Origin of the sequence: Streptomyces sp. NPDC053750 (genome assembly GCF_044544295.1) — a bacterium.
Taxonomy (GTDB): domain Bacteria; phylum Actinomycetota; class Actinomycetes; order Streptomycetales; family Streptomycetaceae; genus Streptomyces.
Genome location: NZ_JBITXB010000002.1, coordinates 101,533 through 123,939, shown reverse-complemented (window position 1 = coordinate 123,939; position 22,407 = coordinate 101,533). Strand labels below are relative to the sequence as shown.

Sequence of the window (22,407 nt, the reverse complement as noted above, 5' to 3'; positions counted from 1 at the left end):
AGGGCCGCGTCCCACAGGCCGGCGTCCAGGACGGGCGCCGCCTTGGTGATGCTCCCCGGCATCAGGTGCGGGTAGGTGCGGTACGTCTCCTCGATCGACTTGTGCCCCATCCACTCGGCCACGTCGGTGATCGGGCCGCCTTGGCATGGCGCAGGAAGCCGGAGCACACCCCCGCGCGCCCAAGGGGCAGTGTCTCGCGGTCCTGTTGGGGGGCGGCTCCGTGTTCCGTGTTAGGAGACAGCACGTCCCGGCAGGTCCGCAGGCGGTCGCGGACGCCGCCCAGGGTGACGGACAGGCCGGAACGGTGCCGCCGAAACCCCACTCACCGTCGGCTTCGCGCCGTCCAGACCGTGCCTCGGGCCTCGTACTCGAGCATCTCCTCCAGACCGACCGCGGCGTCCGCGCCGAGTTCCCGGCGCACCAGCCACAGGGCGAGATCCAGTCCGGAGGTGACCCCGCCGGCGGTGACCAGGTCGCCGTCGTCGACCACGCGGGCGTTCTTCAGCACGCCTCCCTGCCGCTCCAGGTCGGCCCGCGCTCGATGATGGGTGGTGCAGGGGCGTCCCGAGGTCAGCCCGGCGGCGGACAGCAGCATCACGCCCGTGCACAGCGCACTGACGGTCAGGCCGGGACGGGGCGCAGCGGCCAGGGCCCGAGGCAAGGAGCCGCGCCGGATCTCGGCCCACACTCCAGGACCCTCGCGGCGCGCGTACCCGCCGCCGGGGACGACGAGGAGTTCCGCCTCCTCGGGGGCCCACCCGTGGTCGACGCGCAGTCTGGTGCCGTAGGCGGCTTCGACGGTACGAGGGCCGTCGAGCGTGACGTAGCGGACGTCCACCTCCCGGTCGGCGAAGTAACCGGAGGCGGAGAACACCTCGTACGGGGCGGTGAAGTCGAGTTCCTCCACACCGTCGAACATGACGACGTGTACGCGTAAAGGACGGTCGCGCCCGGGAGCTGCGGAGGTCGCCGCGTCGGCCCGGGTGGCGGCGCCGGCCGTCAGTGTCGCGGCCCCGAGTGCGGTGGTGGCGTGCAGGAGGGTACGGCGGTTCATCTCGGTCGGTATTCCGTTCTCGGTCGGTCACGGGTGGGGGAAGGGCTCGTCCGCCAGGTACGGCGGTGCCGGGTCGTACTGGAGGGCGCGGCGCACGGCGCGGGCGTGCTCGCGTCCGTGCAGGCGTCCGACGAGCCACAGGGTGCTGTCGATGCCGGCGGAGACGCCCTGGCTGGTGAGCAGATTGCCGTCGATGACTTAGCGGGCGTCCCGTACGACGGTGACGTCGCCGCGTCCTTCGAGCGCCTCCTCGTACTGCCAGTGCGTGGCGACCCGGCGGCCCCGGGCCGGGCCGGCGGCGTGCAGCAGGAAGGTGCCGGTGCAGACGCCGGCCACCCAGGTCGCGCGCGCGGCGGTGTCGGTGAGCCAGTCGGTGACCCGCTCGTTGTACGGCTCGACCTCCCGGGCGCCATGACCGCCCGGTACGAGGACGACGTCCAGCGGCGGATGGTCGCCGAGTGTGTGATCCGGCAGTACCCGCATGCCCTGGGAGCAGCGGACGGGTGCGGAGTGCTCGGCGAGGAGCAGGACGTCGTCCGTGCCGTCACGCAGTCCGGAGGAGGTGGTGAACACTTCCCACGGACCGGTGAAGTCGAGTTCCTGCGCCGATTCGAACAGCAGGATTCCGTAGGTGGTCATGCTCAGTTGCCCCAGCGTGCGGCGTCGGCCATGGTCTCCATCCGGGTCCTGTGCGGCGGTATGGATCTCTCCCGCAGCAGTTCGGACGCGATGGAGAAGAGCGGGGCCTTCTCGGGGCGGTGCCGTGCCTGGGCGACGATCTCGTCGGTGAGGGTGGTGGCCATGGACAGCCGCGGATAGGCGGCGTGGATCGCGGCCCCGGTGGCGTCGTCGACACAGTCCGCGTTCCAGCCGAAGTCCATGCCGGTCCCCTGGTGCACCAGGGCGCACAGGGTGCCGCGGCGCTCGGCGATGCCCGGCGTCGTGTGCAGGGCGACGGCCTCCCAGACGGCGTCGACGTCGGCGGTGGGCAGACCCTGCGCGGTGAGGAACTCCGCGGCCGTGTCGGCGCCGTCCACCTCGAACCGCTGGTGGCGGTCACCGGCCTGCGTCAGGCCGATGTCGTGCAGGACGCAGGCCAGGAACAGCAGCTCCGGATCGTAGTCACGGCCCGGCTCCGCGCCTTCGTGGTCGGCGCGGAGCCGGGCGAACAGCGCGCTGCGGACGCTGTGGTTGGCGGTCGCGGTGGACTCCGTCTCGCGTACCAGGGCCAGCGCGCGGCGGGAGAGGAGAGTGTCGGGGAGCGGCGGGACGCCGGTGGTCATCTCGTCGGTCATGACATCGATGATCGTCCGCGCCAACTGCCGCTGACAGTGGCAGACTTGCCTTCATGCGAGAGGAAACTGCCACCCCCGCCGCACCGCACCGAGTGGCGGTACTGGTCATGGACGACGTGCTGCCCCTGGACCTGGGCATCCCGGCCCAGGTCTTCATCGCCGTGCCCGGGGCCCCCTATGAGCTGACCCTGTGCGGACGGACAGCGGGGTCGGTCCCGACGGCGGCAGGGTTCGCCGTGACGGTGACGGCCGGGCTGGAAGCGGTACGCGGCGCGGACACCGTGGTGGTCCCGGGTTACGCACCGCACCTGCGGGAGCTCCCGCAGGACGTGCTCGCCGCACTGGCCGAGGCCCACGCCCGGGGCCGGCGGCTGGTGTCCATCTGCACCGGCGCGTTCGCACTGGCGGCAGCCGGGATCCTGGACGGCCGCAAGGCCACCACCCACTGGCAGTACTCCGAGGAACTGGCGGCGCGGTATCCGAGGGTGTCGGTGGACCCGCGCGTGCTCTACGTGGACGAGGGACAGGTGCTGACCTCGGCGGGCGTCGCCGCCGGCATCGACCTGTGCCTGCACCTGGTGCGACGCGACCTGGGCGCACGGACGGCGAACAAGGTGGCGCGCGCCCTGGTCTCCGCTCCCCACCGCGACGGCGGGCAGGCGCAGTACATCAAACGGCCGCTGGCCCCCGACACGTACGGCGTCACCCTCGCGCCCACCCGGACGTGGGCCCTGACCCGTCTGCACGAGCCGCTGACGGTCCCACTGCTCGCCGCGCACGCTCACATGGCGCCGAGGACCTTCGCCCGGCGGTTCGTCGCCGAGACCGGCACAACTCCCCTGCGGTGGCTGCTCGCCGCCCGGCTCGACCGTGCCCGGGAGCTCCTGGAGAGCACCGGACTCGCCGTCGACCACATAGCCGACCGATGTGGTCTGGGCAGCCCTTCGAACCTCCGGCTGCACTTCCGGCGCACCCTCGGGACGACACCCACCGCCTATCGCGCGGCGTTCGCCCCGACGGCACGGCCGAACTGCGCTCAGGCGCACACCCCGACGACGGCCACCGACCCGCCTGCCGCCTCGCCGTCCCGGACGGGAACGACGCACCGGGACCCGCCCGCGCGATGATCGTCGTCAATCCGGTCCGTACGGAGACCGCCGACCTCGCCGGCACCCACCTCCAAGTCAGGCCCGGCACCGACGCCTGATGCCTGGCCGGTCTCCTCGGCGTCCTGGTCCAGGAAGACCTTCTCGACCACGCCTTCCTCACCGCCCGCACCACCGGCGCCGAAACCGTCGTCGAGCAGTTGGAGACGGTGGATGTCGCCCGCCGCGCGCGGACCTGCGGCGTGGACGAGGACCTGCTGCGCCGGACGACCCGCGTCATCGGCACCGCCTCCAGCGTGTCGACGTACAAGAACCTGGGCGTGCGGAAGGGTCCCAACAGCACGCCGGTGTCCTACCTCAACAAGCTGACCTGGCTGCTGACGGGGAACTTCGCCGAGCCCGGCGCCATACAGCCGCACTCGTGGATCGCCCCGCCGGCCCGACACTCCACCCGCCCGCGCCACCACGGCGTGCGGCAGCGGCTTGGCCGGAGGGTCTTGGCGGCCGCCTGGTCGGCAAGGTGGGACGCTACGACGCCGCGTGGCGGGACGAAGGAATCATCGCCCGGCGAGAACGTCCGACTCGGGCTGCGTCCTGGGGAGACGCCTCAGCCGCGATCTGCCGGCAGTCACCCAGCGCGCGGCACGACCGGACCCCGGTCGGCCTGGTGGCCGGCAGGCGGCTCGACGTCGATCCCGACCCCGCGATCCGCAGTCGGGAGAGAGTCGAACGTGTGGCCCGGTTCCTTGTCGATGATCAGGCCCATGACTGCATCGATGAGGTGGGACTCGAGGAGTCGTTTGGCCAGGGCGCCGTCCCGGTTACGGATCGCCATCAGGAGACCCGGTCGACATGAGTGAAGTCCTCTGAAACCTCCGGGCGTGAGAAGTACAGACGCCGGTGCCGGTAGATCTTCATGTCCAGCGATCTGACGACCTCCCGGAACGAAGGCAGGTAGTGGCTCAGAGCCACCTGGCCGTGCCGATCGCGTGGGTCGCCGCCGCCACGGCGGTGACCCACGCGATCTTAGCGAGGTCTCACGTCCTCGGGCAGGCCTCGTCAGGCGCGGGTCCAGCGTTGGTTGTTGCCGTTCGAACAGGAGTAGAGCTGGATCAGGGTGCCGTTGGCGGTGCCACCCCCGACGGCGTCGAGGCAGAGGCCGGACTGGACGCCGACGATGGATCCGGCGGAGTCGAGACGCCACTTCTGGTTGTCGCCGCCCCAGCAGCTGTAGATCTGGACCTTGGCGCCGTTGCCGGTGCCGGCGGCGTCCAGGCACTTGTTGCCGTAGACCCTGAGCTCACCGGCGTCGGTGTACGTCCACTGCTGATTGGTGCCGCTGTGGCAGTCCCACAGCTGGACCTGGGTGCCGTCGGTGGTACTGGTGCCGGGCACGTCCAGGCAACGGCCCGAACCGACGCCCTTGATCGTTCGGCCATCCACGGGCGGTGTGGTGGAGCCGCCGTTGAGTGCGTTGAGGACGGCGGTGTAGGCGGGCTTCTTGCTGCCGTCATTGTTGAACAGCAGCGGCGTGTGCTCCGATCGCCAGGAGTCGCTGTCGCGCACGCCCCAGACGGTGATGCCGAGGCAGCGCGAGACGGCCAGGCAGTCGTTGACCACGTTGGCGTAGGTCGAGGCCGGGGCACCCTGGATGTCGAGTTCGGTGATGGCCACGTCGACGCCGAGGGCGGCGAAGTTCTGCAGAGTGGTGCGGAAGTTGCTGTTGTAGGGGCTGCCGCTGTTGAAGTGCGACTGGAAGCCGACGCAGTCGATCGGCACGCCGCGCTGCTTGAAGTCCCGCACCATGGCGTACATGGCCTGGGTCTTGGCCCAGGTCCAGTCCTCGACGTTGTAGTCGTTGTAGCAGAGCTTGGCGGACGGGTCGGCGGCGCGCGCGGTGCGGAAGGCGACCTCGATCCAGTCGTTGCCGGTGCGCTGCAGGTTGGAGTCGCGCCGGGCTCCCGAACTGCCGTCGGCGAAGGCCTCGTTCACGACGTCCCACTGGGCGATCTTGCCCTTGTAGTGGGCCATCACGCCGTTGATGTGGTCGATCATCGCCTGGCGCAGTGCGCTGCCGCTGAGACTCTGCATCCATCCGGGCTGCTGGGAGTGCCAGGCCAGGGTGTGACCGCGCACCTGCTTGCCGTTCTGCACCGCCCAGTTGTAGACGCGGTCGGCGGCGGTGAAGTTGAACTGGCCCCGCTGCGGTTCGGTGGCGTCGATCTTCATCTCGTTCTCGGCCGTCACCGAGTTGAACTCACGGGCCGCGATCGTCGCGTACGTCGAGTCGCTCAGCCTGTTCGCGGCGATGGCGGTGCCGAAGTAGCGGCCGCTCTGCGCCGCCGCAGCGCCGAGCGTGCTCTCTGCGGCGTGTGCGGTCGGCGGCGCGGCCAGTCCGGCGACCACACCGAGGACGCCGGCGACCAGCGCCAGCAGCAGAACGCGGAGCTTCCGGCGGCCAACGGGTCTGGGTAGGGCATACGAGCCCATGGCTGTGCCTCCAAGGTAGGAATGACGGGATCACCGGACACCGCCCATGAGTCCCAGAGGATCTCAACCGGCACGAACGGGCCCGGTCGGCCGCCGAGTGACGTACGCCGGGCGGCAGCAGCCTTCCGACACAGGCACGGGGGGTGCTCCATCGCGGCTCAGCCGGGAGGTCGTCACACGGCGCCGCACACCTCTCCCAACTGCACGGAGGGCCGGGATGCGTCGGTGCAAGCCTCACCGGGACGAACAAACAGGGGTGGCCGGTGCTCTAGTGCGCGGATCCGGTGCAGCTGTGTGCGGCTCTGCAGTGCGGCACACAATCTGCCGGGGACCAGCGTGGTTCGAAATCTCGTACTGCGGTCGTGTTATCAGACAGGATGATTGAGGGTTGACGGTGACTCGTCAACCCTCCCGACTAGAAGTTTCCGATTTCGATTCGAAACTTTTGATGCCGCGTCGAGGTGGATTGGATCCCTGAACCAGCGAGCCGTATCGCAAACCACCTGCGGTTTTATGGTCGGCACAAGGGCTCACCACGCCCGGAGGGAGGAACTGTTTGCGGACAGTTCAGCGACAGACCTTGACCGCACGGCCTCGCCTTCCTAGCTTGTGGCGTCACATAACCGGGATCTCTTCGAAACTTTCGAAATCGTCCCGCCCCCGGCGCGGCTGCTGCCCCGCGGTTCATCGGCGGCACCTCACCCCCGCCCCCAAGGAGGCCCTTTGATGCGGTTCCCCCACCTGTCCCCGGTCCACCCAAGACGCTTACTCAGCATCCTTGCGCCCTTACTACTGGTGACCGCCTTCCTCGGTGCCCAGCCCGCCGAGGCCGCGACCGTGGACCCCAACGCCTCGTACGTGCTGGTCAACCGCAACAGCGGCAAAGCCCTCGACGTCTACAATTTGGCGACCAACGACGGCGCCCGCATCACCCAGTGGACCAGGAACGACCAGACCCAGCAGCAGTGGCAGTTCGTCGATTCCGGAGACGGCTACTACCGCATCAAGTCCCGTCACTCGGGCAAGGTTCTGGACGTCCACAACTGGTCCACCGCGAACGGCGGCTCGATCGTCCAGTGGTCCGACCTGAACGGCACCAACCAGCAGTGGCGACTGGCCGACAGCTCGGACGGCTACGTGAGGCTCATCTCGCGCCACAGCAACAAGGCCCTTGAAGTGCAGGGCGCCTCCACCGCCGACAACGCGAACATCGTGCAGTACGACGACTGGGGCGGCACCAACCAGCAGTGGCGGCTCGTCAAGGCCGGCGCCGACACCCCCGGCTCGTGCGATCTCCCGTCGAGCTACCGCTGGACATCGACGGGTGCGCTGGCGCAGCCCAAGCAGGGGTGGGTCTCGCTCAAGGATTTCACTGTCGCCCCCTACAACGGCAGACAACTCGTCTACGCGACCACGCACGACACGGGCACAAGGTGGGGGTCGATGAGCTTCGGCCCGTTCACCGACTGGTCGGAGATGGCCTCGGCCGGCCAGAACACGATGTCCAACTCGACCGTCGCACCCACGCTCTTCCACTTCGCGCCGAAGAACATCTGGGTGCTCGCCTACCAGTGGGGCGGGACCTCCTTCTCCTACCGGACGTCGAGCGACCCCACCAACCCGAATGGCTGGTCGTCCGAGCAGGTGCTCTTCTCCGGAAGCATCTCCGGCTCCGGAACGGGACCCATCGACCAGACACTCATCGGTGACGGCACGAACATGTACCTGTTCTTCGCCGGCGACAACGGCAAGATCTACCGGGCCAGTATGCCGATCGGGAACTTCCCGGGCAGCTTCGGCTCCACCTCGACAGTGATCATGAGCGATACGACGAACAACCTCTTCGAAGCCCCGCAGGTCTACAAGCTGCAGGGCCAGAACCGCTACCTCATGATCGTCGAGGCGATCGGCTCGCAGGGCCGGTACTTCCGCTCGTTCACGGCCACCAGTCTGAACGGCTCGTGGACGCCCCAGGCCGCGACCGAGAGCAATCCCTTCGCCGGCAAGGCCAACAGTGGCGCCACCTGGACCAACGACATCAGCCACGGCGAGCTGATCCGCACCAGCCCCGATCAGACCATGACCGTCGATCCCTGCAATCTGCAGTTGCTCTACCAGGGACGCAACCCCAACTCCGGGGGCGACTACGGCCTCCTGCCCTACCGTCCGGGACTGCTGACACTGCAGCGCTGACGGCATGACACGGGTCCGGCTCCGAGGGGAGCCGGGTTGGCGGGCCCGGCGGAAGGCCGGGCCCGCCCGCCGCGTCATGGGCTGAACAGCCCAGGACGAGCGCGTGCCGAAGCCGCGGCCCATGGCTGACCTGAACGACCCGATCGCGCCACTGACCTGCACAAACTTCCAGATGCTAGATCTTGGACGGAGCCCGGCACGCCGTCGGCCTCTCTCTCCCGGGAATTGACGGGGGTCCAGGGCCGAGGCTGCCCGGGGAGGGGCTATCGGGCGTTTACCCGGCGTTTTCGGTTCCGTCAAGCCCCGAGTCCTCGGAGCATGACGCTGCTGGGCCGGGCGGGCCTAATGGAAGTGCGGCCTCACCGGAAAGGAAATGAGAACGCACCGAGGGAGAGAAAATCTCGTAGAGAATTCTCCCTTTCTCACGGCCCCGGATTCCGGGCCGGTAAAAATCCCCTTACAGAAGGAGAAATTCCATGATTGGCAACGTTCACACCCGTGGCGCCCGTACCCGTAAGGACGGCACGCCCAAGCGGCGGGGTTTCCGTTTCGCGATGGTCTTTGCCTCGGCTGCCGTGGTCACCGGGGGCGTCGCCCTTCCGGCGTCCGCCGCGACGGCGGCTCCCAGTCATTCCACGGTCTCCAGCGCCGTCACCGGTGGCGGTTCCGGCGGTGCCGGTGGCGGCAGTGTCTTCGGCAACGGCGGCGCGGGTGGCGCGGGCGGCAGCAGCGTCTTCGGCGGCGGGGGCGGTGGCGGCGGCGGTGGCGGCAGTGTCTTCGGCAACGGCGGCACGGGCGGCGCGGGCGGCAGCAGCGTCTTCGGCAACGGCGGCACCGGGGGCTCCGGTGGCGGCAGCATCTTCGGTGACGGCGGTGCGGGTGGCCTCGGCGGCAGCAGCGTCTTCGGCAACGGCGGGGGCGGCGGCAACGGCGGCAACACCGTCTTCGGGGACGGCGGTGCGGGCGGAGCGGGCGGCACCAGCATCTTCGGTGACGGCGGCGCCGGCGGCCTCGGCGGCTTCAGCGTCTTCTGATCGTCCATCGTTCACCAAACTGGGCCCCGGCCGGCCGGACACGGCGCCCGGGGCCCAGCGCCTGCACCGCTGCTGACAGAGAGGGCTGACTGCCCCGACCCTGCCGAGTAGCGGTCCACCACGCCACCAGTCCCCCGACTCCACTCGGCTTTGCGCTCCTGACCATGGTCAGGAGCGCAATGCTTCCCGTCATCAGGCTTCCCAACCACGTATTCGACGCGGTTCACGCGTTCGGTCTACTCGAGTCACCCTTGGAACACAGTCTGTGATGCTCTGATCACAGACCGGATGGACGCGGTCGGCGAGCCCGCTGAGGCCGTCGTGAAGCCCCATCCGGCGGGCCCGGATCGCCTGGGCGCGCGAGGGAGGCTTGGCAATGACCGCTGTACGAGGAGACGCCGACCGCACACCCGACGGTGACCGCATACGCAGGCGGAGGCTACGGCGCAGGATGGCGCTGCTGGGTGCCTCCGGGCTGCTGCTGACCGCTCCGTACGCCGCCTGGCCCGGAGCCGCCCCCGCCGCGACGCAGCCGGCCGGGGCCGACGACGCCGCGGCCGACGCGGCCGTCCCGCCGGAACTGCAGCGCTACTACCAGCAGGAGCTCCAGTGGTGGCCCTGCCCGGACCCTTCGTTCCAGTGCACCGAAGTGACGGTGCCGTTGGACTACGCCCATCCGGATGCGGGCGACCTGCTCCTGGCGGCCTCACGGAAGCAGGCCACCGGCGACGGCGCACGGATCGGCTCGCTGTTCCTCAATCCCGGCGGCCCCGGGATATCCGCGATCGATTACCTGGCGCAGGGCGGCGCCGACCTCTTCTCCCCGTCCGTGCGAGCCTCGTACGACCTGGTCGCCATGGACCCGCGCGGCGTGCAGTACAGCACCCCCGTGAACTGCGAGATCGACGCTCCCACGCCCCCCACGGGGGCAGACAGCCGCAAGTCGGCCGACTCGGCGGAGTTCGCCGCCCTCGACGCGGCGTTCGAGGACTTCGCCACCGTGTGCGAACGGAACGCCGGGCCGTTGCTTCCCCATGTCGGCACCCTGGATGCGGCCCGGGACATGGACGTGCTGCGCGCGCTCATGGGCGATGACGCGTTGCACTACGTCGGTGTCTCGTACGGCACCTACCTGGGCGCGACCTACGCCGATCTCTTCCCGAGCCGGGTGGGACGGATGGTGCTGGACGGTGTCGTCGACCCCACCCTCGACGGTTACCAGAACGCCCTGCAGACGACGGCCGGCTACCAGGTGGCCTGGGAGTCCTTCGCCACCGACTGCGCCGCCCGCACTGATTGCCCTCTGGGGCACTCCGTCACGGAGATCAGCCGCAGACTGGTCACGCTGCTGCACTCCCTGGACAGTACCCCCCTCCGACAGGGCAAGGACATCGCCATCACGGGGTCCGACCTCCTCAACGCGGTCAGGAACGCGCTGCGCTCCGCCGACTGGGAGCTGCTGCGCGCCGCGCTCCAGGGAGTGCCGGCCGGGGACACCACCGCGCTGCAGCAACTCAACGGCGCCTCGGAGATCCCCTTCAGCAATGCCGTCGACGCGTTCTACGCCATCGGCTGCCTGAGCTCTCCCTTCGACTCCCGGTTCAGCTCCGCCGAGGCCGCGGCGGCGCTGCCGCAGTTCCTGCACGCCTCGCCCCTGTTCGGCGCGTTGGACGTGGCCGGTCTCGGGCAGTGCACCCACTGGCCCGTGCCGGCGACCCAGCCCGCCCAGGCCGTCACGGCGCCAGGTGCCGCTCCGATCCTGATCGTCGGCACGACTCGCGATCCCGACACCCCGCTCCACTGGGCCGAGTCGCTCACCGACCAGCTCTCCTCCAGCCGCCTGCTCACCTACGACGCCGACGGGCACGGCGCCTACCAGCGCGGCAGCACCTGTGTCGACACCGCCGTGGACCGCTACCTGACACGGGGCCAGCTCCCGACCGCCGGCGAGGTCTGCACCTGAGCACCTGCCAGGAGTCCGGTCAGCTGCGCTCTGCGTGGTGGAGGAAGAGCTCGCTGCACTCGCGCTGCAGTGCCGTGTGGCTCCACATCGGATGGTGGGGTGCTGCGTTGGAGCACACGATGGTTCCCCAGGCACCGGCCTCGGCGCTGCTGCGGACGGCGTGTCGGCAGAACTCCGCGCCGATCGGGCCTTCTTCGAAGGTGCCGTTCAAGGGGGTGTAGCCGATCCAGCCCTCCCCGAAGACCAGCGGGATGCCGCGGCCCGCGCACAGGTCGGCGGCTGCGGACATCCAGGTGCCCAGCGTGCTCAGCATGGCGAGGCGGTGCGCGCCGTAGCGCTCGTACAGGATGCGGTCCCACGCGTCGGCGTCACACCAGTCGTGGACGTAGATCTCGGGCTTGCCGACGATCGTGGCCTCCAGGCGCCATTCCTCTCCGGCCGGGGATGCCACTGGTCGAACGGCGGCGCGCCGGGGCGCATCAGGTCGGTGCGGGCACGCTCCTCGTCGAAGCCGCCGTCGGCCGAGCGCAGTCCGTACCCGGTGACGAGCTCATCGAGGACGCCGTAGACGTAGGGGTGGAAGACGCCGACGTCGATGTTCTCCGGTATGCCGCGGAAGGACTCGAGCGGGACGCGGGCGTAGTTGACGGTGGCGGGTGTCCGAGGACACCGTTCGTGGAAGCGGCTCAGGCCCGCTTCGAGGCGCTCGCGCAGTTCCACCACTGCGGGTTCCTTACCGGGCAGTCCCTCGGTGAGGTATCCGCCCTGGACCTCGTTGTGGAGTTCGACGAACGCGACGACGTCGGCCAGTCCCTCGGCCTCGGCGAGATCGCACAGGTCGGCCAGGGACTCGGCGAGCCGGGTGGGGCGGTCTTCGGGGCTGACGGCCATGAGCGCGTCGAACCATCGGCGGTCGCCGGCGAAGGAGCTGCTCTGCTGGTACTCCCAGCTGGAGAGGATGACGACGACACCGTGGCGCTGCGCGGCACGCAGTAGTTCCAGCAGGTGTGCCTTCGGGTCGATCCGGGTGCGGTGCCGGACGTCGTACCAGCGGGTGCCCTGGCCGTACTCGCCTCCCAGCGGGCCGAGTTCGAGTTCTCCGGTCAGGCCGGATCCGAAGACGAGGAAGGGCATGGCGCAGATCCGGATGGTGTTGTACCCGCGGTCGACGGCCTCGGTGAAGGCGCGGTCGAGGTCCTCGAAGGGTTCGCCGGGTCCGGTGCGGGTGTACCAGGTGAAGTCCCACAGGGTGATGGTGAGTCGGTCGGGCAGGTGGGCCGGCAGGGGTATCGGTGTGTAGGCCATGACGTCCTTCGTGGTCGGTGGTTCTGGGTTGCCTGGCGGGCGGGAGTGCGGCCCGGTTGCGGCTGACGGTGCCGGGTTACGGGGCTGTCGTGGTGAGGGCGGCGCGGTAGACGGGCGCGAGCCGGGCGGAGGTCACGCGCAGGGTGGGCTCGGTGGGCCGCAGGTCCTCGGGGACGTAGATCTTGGCGGTCGGGTCGAACGGCAGGAGCCTGAGGATCAGTTCGGCGCCGTTGGTCAGCGCGTCGCGGTGCCGGGCGAGGTCGATCTCCCACGGGTCGCCGTTCCAGAACTGGTCGGCGACGAGTGTGCCGTCCAGTTCGGCGCGGGCCGCGTCACCGGTCCAGTCGAGCTGGAGCAGCAGGCGGTGGGCGCGGGAGAACGCCTCGGGAGTGATGCCGACGCGGAGGGCCGTGCCCTGGGCGTAGTCGTCGGGGGTGGGGGCGGCTGCGCGGTGCAGCGGTCCACCGGCGCGTTGCGGGGCGGGGCCGGTGGCGGCGCTCACCTCGACCAGGTCGACGGCGGGGATGTCCGCGGGGGCGTCGATCTCGAAGCGGGCGAACACCCCGTTCTCCGCGGCCTCGTGCAGGCGCAGCGGTGTGCTGCCGGCAGGTCCGGTCCGCTGGTCCTGGGTCCGCTGGTCCTGGGTCTGTTGGTCCTGTACCTGCACCTGCACCTCCACCGGTCCGGGGGGTGCCGGGTGGACGAGCAGGGAGCCGCCTTGGGGCCCGCACTCGATGTGCAGGAGGTCACCGTCGGGCACGGGGTGGAGGTTGTTGCCGACGACGAGGCGACGCGTTCCCCACAGCTCGCCGATGGCCGTGCGCCGCGCGGTGTCCTCGTCGAGGACGAGCAGCCGCAGCGCTCCGAGGTCGATCAGCGTGTCGGTGCCGGGGTGCGGGACGTGCAGGCGGGTCCGGCCGTCGCCCAGGTCCTCGGTCGTGGCGTGAGGGCTGTGGACCGATGCCGCGTCGACACCGCGGAGCACGGCTTCGACCGGGATGCCGGCGGTGCGGGTCAGCACGACCGTGTCGTCCAGGACGGTCACGAGCTGGGCGGTCGCCCATTCCAGCGTTGCGTCTCCGGGCAGCGGCAGGCGGAAGGGCCAGGCGAAGTAGCTTCCGCAGGGGATGTCGACGGCATGCGTGGGCAGTTCGAGCGGTCCCGCGGGGCCGTCGAGGCGGAAGCGGACGCCGCTGTGTGCGGCCAGGTCCTCACCGCCGGGCTGGTGGGTGTTGACGAACAGCATTCCGGAGGCGCCGTCGGTGCGGACGGCCCATCGCAGGGTGTCCCGGTCGTCGAGTCCCTCGGGGGTGCGGTCCGGGGCGATGAGCGGCATCGGGGCCAGTTCCCTGCCCGCGGCCGCGAGCAGGTGGTGTTGCAGTCGCAGCAGTCCGTAGACGGGGCGCACCTGCCCGTACTCGCCCAAGGGTGCCTGGAAGTCGTAGCTGACGATCGGAACGTCGTTGGGGTAGCCGGTGTCGAGGGATTCCTGCATCGTGGTGGCGGCGTCCGTGACGTGGGAGCCGCCCTGGTACATGTAGTAGCCCTGCCAGGCGGAACCGCAGCCGATCTTGGTCAGGGCCAGGGCGGCCACGTCGTCCGCGGTGACGCGGGGCCGGCGGTGATAGGTGACCTGCACACCGCCGCCGAGTTCGCAGGTGGCGTAGGGGTGGCGGTCGAGGTCCGGTCCCTCGCCCGCGGTGGGCTTGCGGCGAAGGTCGGCTCCGACGGTGTGGTCGTCGCGCAGCGGGGTGAAGAAGTAGTGCGTGCGGTTGTGGCGGGCCCATCCCGGGTGGGCGTCGTCCCAGGGCGATTCGGGGTAGCCCGCGTAGAGCGGGAGGAACTCGTCGGCGGGCAGGTCTGCCATTCCCCATGCCGTGGCGGTCCACAGGGGCGGGGTGATCCCGGCATCGTGGGCCATGTTCTTGAGGGTGCGCAGGTGCTCGGGCTGGTCGTAGAGCTCGTTCTCGATCTGGACGGCGACGATCGGTCCGCCCTGGGCGTGGAAGAGCCCGTCCAGTTCGGAGCTGATGCGCTCGTAGTAGGGCCGGACCAGTTCGAGGTAGGCCGGGTCATTGGTGCGGGTCCGGGTGTGGGAGTGCTGAACCCACTCGGGGAAGCCGCCGTGGCGCGCCTCGCCGTGGGACCACGGGCCGATCCGCACGACCGCGTCCAGCCCGCAGTCGGCGACCTGCTCGAGGAAGGCGCGGATGTCGCGGTTGCCGTCGAAGCGGAAGTCGCCGCGGTGTTCCTCGTGGTGATGCCAGAACAGGTAGGTGGCGACGACGTCGATGCCGCCGGCACGGATGCTCAGCAGTTGCTCGCGCCAGCCGTCACGGGGGTATCGGCTGAAGTGGAACTCACCCATCACGGGGAACCACGGGCGGTCGCCGCGCATGAGGTGGGTGCTGGTGGCGTGGATCCGGTCCGGCCCCTGAGACTCACCCATGCGGAGGTGACCGCTCAGCGGCGTCGTGGGTGGGCGCAGGGTCAGGGTGTGCACGATCGGCCTCCTGGCTCGGCGCCGGGTCCGGACAGGGCCGGGCCGGCGGTGTCGGCATTCGACGACGGCACATTAATTCATAATTTCCGATCAGAGAACCCTCCCTCGAACCCCTGGGCCGAGCCGCTCGACCGATCCGCTCGACCGAGCCACTTGCCCGACCCCCTTGGCGTGTATGGATAATTAATATTTAATGATGTCATCGTTGCCGCTTCAGCCCCAGGAGTCGCCTCCATGCATCCCGCACCGCCGACCCTCTCGGAACGCCTCCGTGACCGGTGCGCGCTCGTCACCGGAGCCGCTTCCGGCATCGGGGCCGCCACGGCCCACCGCCTCGCCGCCGAGGGTGCCCGCGTGGTCCTCGCCGACGTCGACACCGAGGCCGGCGAGGCCGTGGCCGCCGCCATCCACGAGGAAGGCGGGCAGGCGCGGTTCCAGCACTGCGACGTCGCCGACGAGTCGTCCTGGGCACGGACGGCCCAGGCCGCCCGTCAGACGTTCGGCCCGATTCAGGCCCTGGTGAGCAACGCCTACACGGTCCGGGTCGCCGCGGCCCACGAGACCAGCGTCGAGCAGTGGAACCGGCAACTCGCCGTGACCCTGAGCGGGTCCTTCCTCGGGATGCGGGCCTGCCTCGACGATCTGCGGGCCACCGGCGGCAGCGTCGTACTGGTCTCCTCGGTGCACGCCCTGGTCGGCCTGCCCGGGCGTCCCGCCTACGCGGCTGCGAAGGCCGGTCTGACCGGCCTGGCCCGGCAGCTGGCCGTCGAGTACGGCGGACAGGTCCGCGTGAACAGCGTGCTGCCCGGCCCGGTCCTGACCCAGGCCTGGGACGCCATCGGCGAGGCCGACCGGCAGGCCAGCGCCGCCGAGACCGCCCAGGGCCGCCTGGGCCGCCCCGAGGAGGTGGCTGCCGCCATCGCCTTCCTCGCGAGCGACGACGCCTCCTTCATGACCGGAGCATCCCTCGTCGTCGACGGCGGGTGGAGCGTGCTGAAGAACTCCTCGTGAGCAGCACCCCCGCCCCGCCTCCCGCTTACTGCCTTGGAGTCACGTCCCGTGAAAATCACCCGGGTTGAAACCTTCGCCGTGCCGCCCCGCTGGCTGTTCTGCCGCATCGAGACCGACGACGGTGTGGTGGGCTGGGGCGAGCCCGTGGTGGAAGGCCGGGCCGCCACCGTCCGCACGGCCGTGCACGAACTCGCCGAATACCTCGTCGGCCAGGACCCGATGCGTATCGAGGACCACTGGCAGGCCATGTCCAAGGGGACCTTCTACCGGGGCGGCCCCATCCTGTCGAGCGCCGTCGCCGGCATCGACCAGGCCCTGTGGGACATCGCCGGCAAGACCCTCGGCGTGCCGGTCCATGTGCTGCTGGGCGGCCCCGTGCGCGACCGCGTCCGCGCCTACAGCTGGGTGGGCGGCGACGAACCCACCGAGATCGCCGAAGCCGTCCACGCCCAGGCCGAGGCCGGCTTCACGGCGATCAAGATGAACGCCTGCGGACGGATCGGCAGGATGGCCAACGCCGCGGAAGTCCACGCGGTGGTCGAGCGAGCACGCGTCGCCCGTGAAGTGCTGGGGCCCGACCGGGACTTCGCCCTCGACTTCCACGGCCGGTTCACCACCGCGAGCGCCCGTCGCATCCTGCCCGAGCTCGCCGCGCTGCATCCGCTGTTCGTCGAGGAACCCGTCCTGCCGGAGTACGCCCACCGCCTGCACGAGGTCGTGGCGGCCTCTCCTGTACCCATTGCCACCGGAGAGCGTCTCTTCTCCCGCACCGACGCCCTGCCCGCGCTGCAGGCCGGAATCGCCGTGCTGCAGCCGGACCTCTCCCACGCGGGCGGCATCTCCGAGGTGCGGCGCATGGCGTCGCTGGCCGAGACCTTCGATGTGCTGCTGGCGCCGCACTGCCCGCTGGGCCCGATCTCTCTGGCCTCCAGTCTGCAAGTCGCCTTCACCACACCGAACTTCCTCATCCAGGAGCAGAGCATCGGCATCCACTACAACTCCGGCGCCGAGGTCCTGGACTACCTGATCGACCCCGCGGTCTTCCGGTTCGACCAGGGCCACATCAACCGACCCCTGGGCCCAGGCCTGGGCATCGAGGTCGACGAACAGGCCGTACGACGCGCGAACGACAGCGCGCCCGACTGGCGCGGCCCTCTGTGGCGCCATGCCGACGGCTCGTTCGCCGAATGGTGACCCCGCCCTCGCCCTCGCCCTCGCCCTCGCCCTCGCTCTCGCTCTCGCTCTCGCTCTCGCTCTCGCCGACCATGACGGAGAACAACGCATGCTGAACCACACCGACTTCACCCGCGAACTGCATGGCAACCGGCTGGTGGCCATCGTGCGCGGCAGTGACCCCGCGGCCGCGCTGCGCAGCGTCCTGGCCCTCGCCCAGGAGGGCGTGCGCCTGATCGAGATCTCGTTGACCACACCCGGCGCCGAAACCGTCATCGCCCAGGCCGGCAAGGAAGCGGGCCCCGACGCCGTCATCGGAGCGGGAACGGTCGTCACCCGCCAGGACGCGCTGCGGGCCCGGGACGCGGGAGCCCGGTGGATGGTGACGCCCGCCCTGGACGAGGGCTTCGAGCACGCGGTCACGCTCGGCGTGCCCGTGCTGGCCGGAGCGCTCACCCCGACCGAAGCGGTGGCCGCGATGCGATCCGGCGCCGGCGCGGTCAAGCTGTTCCCCGCCTCCCTGGGCGGCCCCGGCTATCTGCGCGCACTGCGCGACCCGCTGCCCGACATTCCGTTCGTGCCGGTGGGAGGAGTGGACGCCGAAGCGGCGCGGGCCTACTTCGCTGCCGGCGCCGTCGCCGTGGGCGTGGGTTCGCCTCTGCTCGGCGATGCCCCGCACGGCGGCGACCTCACCCGGTTGCGGGCCCGGGCCCGGGAGTTCCTGGCCGTGTGCGCGACGGGAGACGCCGCGTGAGCGCCGCACCGCTGCAGGCCCTGACGTTCGGCGAGACGATGCTCTCGCTCCAGGTGGACGGAGCGTTGACCGCGGGTGGGTCGGCCCGCACGGCGGTCGCGGGCGCGGAGTCCAACGTGGCGGTGGGGCTCGCCCGACTGGGCCACCACGTCGGCTGGGCCGGCCGCCTCGGTTCCGACGAGCCCGGCCGGGTGATCCTGCGGACGCTGCGCGGCGAAGGCGTACACGTGGACCATGCCACCGTCGATGCCGACGCCCCCACCGGCGCCCTGATGCGCGAGCGTCGGGTCGCCGACCTGGCCCGCGTCCACTACTGGCGCGCCGGATCCGCAGCGTCCCGCATGCAGCCGCAGCACGTCCGGGGCGCTCTGGCCGCCGGGGCCCGTCTCCTGCATCTGACCGGCATCACCTGCGCCCTGGGCCCCGGTCCCCTGGACACCGTGCGGGCTGCCGCCGGACACGCCGCCGAGCGCGGCTGGACCGTGTCCCTCGACGTGAACCACCGCACCCGCCTGTGGGACGCGGCAGCCGCCTCGGCCGCCCTGCGGCCGCTGCTCGGGCTCGTCGACATCGTCATCGCCTCCGACGACGAGCTGCCCCTGATCGCCGGAGGCGAGAGTACGCCCGAGGCCGACCGTGTGGCGGAGCTGCTCGACCAGGGGGTCCGGGAGGTCGTGGTCAAGCGGGGCGCCCAGGGCGCGGACCTGTACCTCGACGCCGACAGGGTCCTGCACGCCGCCGCCCATCCCGTGCCCGTGGCCGACACGGTGGGCGCCGGTGACGCGTTCTGCGCCGGATATCTCTCCGGCGTGCTGGACGAGCTGCCGGCCGACGAACGGCTGCGCCGGGCCACCCGCACCGCCGCGTTCGCGGTCGCCTGCCACGGCGACTGGGAAGGGCTGCCCCACCGCGACGAGCTGTCCCTGCTGGACTCGGCGCCCGGCGCGGCAGTGCGCTGAGCTCTCCTGGCACCCGGCGGCTCGATCCCCGTTCCTCCCTGCCACGAAAGGACGGTGCATGTCCCTGTCCGCTCACCAGCTGGTCGGCACGTTCACACCCGTTGCGCCCGACCGGCTGGAACTCGGTGAAGGCCCACGCCTGCCGGCCGACGGCGACGTCGTGCTCGTCGACATCCCCACCGGCAGACTGCTGCGCCTGCCCAAGGCCAGGCCCGGCGCTCCCCTGAAGGAACTGGCCCGCCTGGCCCAGCCGTTGGGCGCCGGTGCGCTGCACCGGTGGGACCCCGACGGCTCTGTGACCTGCGTCCTCGACGGGCTGACCGTTCCCAACGGGCCAGCCTTCGGCCCGGACGGCCGCACCCTCTCATCGGCTCCTACGGCAGCGGCTCGGTGAAGTGCGTTCATCGTGGGTGGGGGCCGCGCCCCTGTCGAAATGTATTCATAATTAACGGTCAGGGCTAGGATGAGACCCGTTCCCGCACGACACCGCTCCACCACCGCTAGGAGAACCCCCCATGGCGTCCTACACCGGCAGAGGTGTACACGGACAGATCGTGCACACCCTCGGCACTCGCATCGTCCGCGGCGATCTGCCCGAGGGGGCGATCCTCGACGTCCGGGCCCTCGGTGAGGAACTGGACGTCAGCCTGACCGTCATGCGCGAATCCATGAAGGTGCTGGCCGGCAAGGGCTTGATCGACGCACGCCAGAAGCGCGGCACCTTCGTGCGGGAGCGCAGGCACTGGAATCTCCTCGACGCGGACCTCATCCGCTGGCAGGTGGAAAGCGGTGGGGGGCAGCGCCTGATGCGGGACCTGGCCGACGTGCGCTCCATCGTGGAACCCGCCGCCGCGCACCGGGCCGCGCTGCATCGCACCGACGAGGATCTGCAGGCCATGCAGACGGCCCTCGACGCCATGGCAGAGGCTCACGCCCACTCCCCCGCAGGAGCCGCCGAGGCGGATGCGGCATTCCACCGAGCCCTGCTCAACGCCACGGGCAACGAGATGCTGGCCCGCATGGACCTGCTCCTGGAGCCGGGACTGCGCGAGCGGGACCGCATGGTGCACTCCCACAGCGAGGCCTCCGACCCCCTCCCCAGCCACCGGGCCGTCTTCGACGCCGTCCGTGAGCAGGACGCGGCCCGAGCGGAGCTGGCCATGCTCGACCTGCTCGCACAGGCCACGCACGACTTCGACCGGGTCACCGGGGAGCAGTCGACGACACCCCGCTGACTCCTCCCCCGCGCCGTCCCTTCCCCGCGTGAGCGCTGCCCGACCGCCCGGTGGACGTTCACCGTTATGGGGACGGAACGGCGGGTGATTGGTAGGGGTGATCTTCGCGTCGGTGACCTGCGCAAGCCTTCAAGAGGGATCGCCATGGCACCTGACCGGGTGACACATGTGGTGACTCGTCAGGTTGCGAACCTGATGGTCTGTCGGTTGCCTCGTGAGCGGAACACAGGAGAGGTGCCGCGCAGACAGGCCGGACCCGGTTCCGTTGGAGGATTCGCATGCGCTACACACGCTTGGGTGCAGGTGTCGTCCTGGCTCTCGGTGCCCTCGGACTGCAGATCCCGGCCGCCGTCGCCGCCGACGACCCGGATGTCCGTATCGACCCGTGGAACGCCTCCCCGGGTTCCACGGTGACGGTCAGTACGAGGGCCTGCGCCCCCGACACGGACTACGGCAAGGGCTGGTCGGAGGTGGCAGGAGAGTTCCACCTCTTCGAAGGCGACGAGAAGGGGGTACTCACCGGTCGGTTCCAGATCCCGGAAGGAGCCGGGCCGGGCAGCGACACCGTCACCCTGAAGTGTCCGCCCCGGACCAAGGCCACGGAAACGTACCAGGTCACCGGCCGCTCTCCGAGGGGCTCGGTCAGCGCCGGCTTCGGACCGGCCGACGACACGGGTATGGGGCTCGCCCTGGGCGGTGGACTGCTCGTCACGGCAGCCGGGGGTGCGCTCTGGATGTGCCGCCGCCCGAACGCCGACCGAACCTGACCGTCCGACTCCGCCGGCCGGCCCCTCCCACGTCCTCACCGCCATGGCACCCAGACAGCGCACCGGCGCTCCCGAAGATCCGTCCAACCCTGCGGTGCTCCTACTGGCCTGCGCACTGACGGCAGGTGCGGTGCTGCTGATCAGCGGGGTGCACGACGAGGGGCCACCGCAGCCATCACAGGCCCAGGCCTTCTCCACCTCCGCAGGCCCCACCCGCCCCACGGTCCCTCCGCTGCCTCCCGCGGATCCGGTCCGGATCCGGATCGGCGCCATCGACGTGGACGCCCCGATGACACGAGTGGGCCTCGATGCGGCAGGGGCGCTGCGGACTCCACCCGGTGACGAACCCGGCCTCGCCGGCTGGTACGGCGACGGCACACCTCCCGGCTCGGCAGGAACCGCCGTCGCCACCGGCCATGTGGACACACCCACCGGCGACCCGGGTGTCTTCTACAACCTCGGCACCCTGAGCGAGGGCGACACCATCGAGATCAGCCGGACGGACCGGCGGACGGCGGTGTTCGCCGTCCGCGCCGTCGAGCTCTACGACAGGAAGAAGTTCCCCAGCGAGAAGGTCTACGGCAGTTCCGGCCGGCCCGAACTCCGGCTGATCACCTGCGGTGGCGGCTACAGCAAGCGCACCGGCTACCTGGGCAACGTCGTGGTCTACGCGACGCTGACCGCAGTGACGTAGCCGGCCGAACGGACGCGGGCCTTGGGCCGTGACTCCGCCGAGTCACGGCCCGAGGCTCCGCCCGCTGTGCGAGCGGCGCGGCTACCAGGAGGACTTGGTGACCCCGGGCAGGAAGCCGGCGTGGGCCTGCTCGCGCACGCGGACCCGCGACAGGCCGAACTTCCGAAGGTGACCGCGCGGTCGCCCGTCCACGCTGTCCCGGTTGCGCACTCGCGTGGCGCTCGCGTTGCGGGGCTGGCGCCGCAGTTCCTCCAGTGCGGCCCGGCGCTCGGCGTCGGTGGAGGACGGCCGGCGGATGATCTCCTTCAGCTCCGCACGGCGGCTCGCGTACCGCTCGACGGTCGCCTTGCGCTTCTCGTTCTTCGCGATCTTGCTCTTCTTGGCCATCAGACCTTCCCCCCTCGGGCGCGGATGCGGGCCACGGCGGCCTCGATGCCGATGCTGTCGACGGTCTTGACCGCCTTCGCACTGAGCGTCAGCCGGACGTGCCGCCCCTCGCTGGGCAGCCAGTAGCGCTTGCGCTGGATGTTGGGGTCGAAACGGCGCGAGGTGCGCCGATGCGAGTGGGAGATGTGGTTGCCGAAGCCCGGCTGGGCGCCGGTCAGTTGGCAGTGGGCGGACAAGGTCGTACCTACCTCTCGTCGGACGGCTAGTTTTTGATAATGGAAACCATTCCCATATAGTACCGCTCATGGCACGCAACGAGGTACGCCCGATCATCAAGCTCCGCTCCACCGCGGGAACCGGCTACACGTACGTCACCCGCAAGAACCGCCGCAACGACCCCGACCGCATGGTCCTGCGCAAGTACGACCCGATGGTCCGGCGCCACGTGGACTTCCGCGAGGAACGCTGACCTCCCGCCGCACCT

The 22,407-nt window shown here is 70.4% G+C and carries 22 protein-coding genes and 2 pseudogenes; 13 read left to right on the top strand and 11 right to left on the bottom strand.

Features of this window, described 5'->3' with window-relative positions; translation table 11 throughout:
* Positions 1 to 2: 2 nt before the first annotated feature.
* The 4 genes and pseudogenes from ACIGO6_RS05965 to ACIGO6_RS05950 form a co-directional block, all read right to left on the bottom strand.
* Positions 3 to 140: pseudogene (locus ACIGO6_RS05965) on the bottom strand (integrase); the annotation flags it as partial.
* A gap of 182 nt (positions 141 to 322) precedes the next feature.
* A complete protein-coding gene (locus ACIGO6_RS05960) occupies positions 323 to 1,054 on the bottom strand; it encodes a DJ-1/PfpI family protein (RefSeq protein ID WP_399871931.1) in 732 nt (243 codons plus the stop codon).
* 27 nt (positions 1,055 to 1,081) lie between these two features.
* Positions 1,082 to 1,693: pseudogene (locus ACIGO6_RS05955) on the bottom strand (DJ-1/PfpI family protein).
* Positions 1,694 to 1,695: 2 nt separating this feature from the next.
* A complete protein-coding gene (locus tag ACIGO6_RS05950; RefSeq protein ID WP_399871928.1) occupies positions 1,696 to 2,349 on the bottom strand; it encodes an HD domain-containing protein in 654 nt (217 codons plus the stop codon).
* A 53-nt stretch (positions 2,350 to 2,402) separates the two neighbouring features.
* Here ACIGO6_RS05950 and ACIGO6_RS05945 point away from each other — a divergent pair, with 53 nt between their 5' ends.
* A complete protein-coding gene (locus ACIGO6_RS05945; RefSeq protein ID WP_399871925.1) occupies positions 2,403 to 3,476 on the top strand; it encodes a GlxA family transcriptional regulator in 1,074 nt (357 codons plus the stop codon).
* 607 nt (positions 3,477 to 4,083) lie between these two features.
* On the opposite strand, the gene ACIGO6_RS05940 is transcribed toward ACIGO6_RS05945, so the two are convergent.
* Together ACIGO6_RS05940 and ACIGO6_RS05935 are read right to left on the bottom strand one after the other, a co-directional pair.
* Entirely contained in the window at positions 4,084 to 4,290 is a 207-nt protein-coding gene (locus ACIGO6_RS05940) for a hypothetical protein (protein WP_399871923.1), read from the bottom strand.
* 224 nt (positions 4,291 to 4,514) lie between these two features.
* The gene (locus tag ACIGO6_RS05935) at positions 4,515 to 5,945 is read right to left on the bottom strand and encodes an endo-1,4-beta-xylanase (RefSeq protein ID WP_399871920.1); all 1,431 of its coding nucleotides are present in this window, start codon (positions 5,943 to 5,945) and stop codon (positions 4,515 to 4,517) included.
* A gap of 726 nt (positions 5,946 to 6,671) precedes the next feature.
* Between ACIGO6_RS05935 and ACIGO6_RS05930 the strand changes: the two genes are divergently transcribed.
* The 3 genes from ACIGO6_RS05930 (at position 6,672) to ACIGO6_RS05920 (ending at position 11,135) form a co-directional block, all read left to right on the top strand.
* Complete coding sequence (locus tag ACIGO6_RS05930) at positions 6,672 to 8,138, top strand: non-reducing end alpha-L-arabinofuranosidase family hydrolase (RefSeq protein ID WP_399871917.1); 1,467 nt, start codon at positions 6,672 to 6,674, stop codon at positions 8,136 to 8,138.
* Positions 8,139 to 8,614: 476 nt separating this feature from the next.
* Positions 8,615 to 9,172 carry a hypothetical protein gene (locus tag ACIGO6_RS05925; RefSeq protein WP_399871914.1) on the top strand — a complete coding sequence of 186 codons (558 nt, stop codon included), beginning with the start codon at positions 8,615 to 8,617 and terminating at the stop codon, positions 9,170 to 9,172.
* Positions 9,173 to 9,548: 376 nt separating this feature from the next.
* Positions 9,549 to 11,135 carry an alpha/beta hydrolase gene (locus ACIGO6_RS05920; RefSeq protein WP_399871911.1) on the top strand — a complete coding sequence of 529 codons (1,587 nt, stop codon included), beginning with the start codon at positions 9,549 to 9,551 and terminating at the stop codon, positions 11,133 to 11,135.
* Between the two features lie 19 nt (positions 11,136 to 11,154).
* On the opposite strand, the gene ACIGO6_RS05915 is transcribed toward ACIGO6_RS05920, so the two are convergent.
* The 3 genes from ACIGO6_RS05915 to ACIGO6_RS05905 form a co-directional block, all read right to left on the bottom strand.
* Positions 11,155 to 11,448, bottom strand: coding sequence for a hypothetical protein (locus tag ACIGO6_RS05915; protein ID WP_399871908.1), 294 nt, complete (start codon positions 11,446 to 11,448; stop codon positions 11,155 to 11,157).
* A complete protein-coding gene (locus ACIGO6_RS05910; protein WP_399871906.1) occupies positions 11,442 to 12,440 on the bottom strand; it encodes a cellulase-like family protein in 999 nt (332 codons plus the stop codon). Before ACIGO6_RS05910 ends, ACIGO6_RS05915 begins: the two co-directional genes overlap by 7 nt.
* Before the next feature lie 76 nt (positions 12,441 to 12,516).
* Complete coding sequence (locus ACIGO6_RS05905) at positions 12,517 to 14,943, bottom strand: beta-galactosidase (protein ID WP_399871903.1); 2,427 nt, start codon at positions 14,941 to 14,943, stop codon at positions 12,517 to 12,519.
* A 234-nt stretch (positions 14,944 to 15,177) separates the two neighbouring features.
* On the opposite strand from ACIGO6_RS05905, the gene ACIGO6_RS05900 reads away from it, so the two are divergent.
* From ACIGO6_RS05900 to ACIGO6_RS05865, 8 genes are all read left to right on the top strand, one after another.
* On the top strand, positions 15,178 to 15,954 hold the full coding sequence (locus ACIGO6_RS05900) for an SDR family NAD(P)-dependent oxidoreductase (protein WP_399871900.1): 777 nt from the start codon (positions 15,178 to 15,180) through the stop codon (positions 15,952 to 15,954).
* A 48-nt stretch (positions 15,955 to 16,002) separates the two neighbouring features.
* Positions 16,003 to 17,148 (top strand): galactonate dehydratase, encoded by a 1,146-nt coding sequence (dgoD, locus tag ACIGO6_RS05895; protein WP_399871897.1) that lies wholly within the window; start codon positions 16,003 to 16,005, stop codon positions 17,146 to 17,148.
* A gap of 88 nt (positions 17,149 to 17,236) precedes the next feature.
* The gene (locus ACIGO6_RS05890; RefSeq protein ID WP_399873568.1) at positions 17,237 to 17,881 is read left to right on the top strand and encodes a bifunctional 4-hydroxy-2-oxoglutarate aldolase/2-dehydro-3-deoxy-phosphogluconate aldolase; all 645 of its coding nucleotides are present in this window, start codon (positions 17,237 to 17,239) and stop codon (positions 17,879 to 17,881) included.
* Between the two features lie 38 nt (positions 17,882 to 17,919).
* A complete protein-coding gene (locus tag ACIGO6_RS05885; protein WP_399873565.1) occupies positions 17,920 to 18,840 on the top strand; it encodes a sugar kinase in 921 nt (306 codons plus the stop codon).
* A gap of 58 nt (positions 18,841 to 18,898) precedes the next feature.
* Complete coding sequence (locus ACIGO6_RS05880) at positions 18,899 to 19,234, top strand: SMP-30/gluconolactonase/LRE family protein (protein ID WP_399871894.1); 336 nt, start codon at positions 18,899 to 18,901, stop codon at positions 19,232 to 19,234.
* A 121-nt stretch (positions 19,235 to 19,355) separates the two neighbouring features.
* Complete coding sequence (locus tag ACIGO6_RS05875) at positions 19,356 to 20,075, top strand: FadR/GntR family transcriptional regulator (RefSeq protein ID WP_399871891.1); 720 nt, start codon at positions 19,356 to 19,358, stop codon at positions 20,073 to 20,075.
* A 278-nt stretch (positions 20,076 to 20,353) separates the two neighbouring features.
* Entirely contained in the window at positions 20,354 to 20,842 is a 489-nt protein-coding gene (locus tag ACIGO6_RS05870; RefSeq protein WP_399871888.1) for a sortase, read from the top strand.
* Positions 20,843 to 20,885: 43 nt separating this feature from the next.
* Positions 20,886 to 21,536: a class F sortase gene (locus ACIGO6_RS05865; protein ID WP_399871885.1), complete on the top strand. Its 651-nt coding sequence runs from the start codon at positions 20,886 to 20,888 to the stop codon at positions 21,534 to 21,536.
* An 81-nt stretch (positions 21,537 to 21,617) separates the two neighbouring features.
* Here the strand turns inward: ACIGO6_RS05865 and rpsN are convergent, their stop codons facing one another.
* Positions 21,618 to 21,923, bottom strand: coding sequence for a 30S ribosomal protein S14 (rpsN, locus tag ACIGO6_RS05860; protein ID WP_399871882.1), 306 nt, complete (start codon positions 21,921 to 21,923; stop codon positions 21,618 to 21,620).
* Complete coding sequence (gene rpmB / locus ACIGO6_RS05855; protein WP_399871879.1) at positions 21,923 to 22,159, bottom strand: 50S ribosomal protein L28; 237 nt, start codon at positions 22,157 to 22,159, stop codon at positions 21,923 to 21,925. Before rpmB ends, rpsN begins: the two co-directional genes overlap by 1 nt.
* Positions 22,160 to 22,227: 68 nt before the next feature.
* Here rpmB and rpmG point away from each other — a divergent pair, with 68 nt between their 5' ends.
* Positions 22,228 to 22,392, top strand: coding sequence for a 50S ribosomal protein L33 (rpmG, locus tag ACIGO6_RS05850; RefSeq protein WP_399871878.1), 165 nt, complete (start codon positions 22,228 to 22,230; stop codon positions 22,390 to 22,392).
* Positions 22,393 to 22,407: the final 15 nt, after the last annotated feature.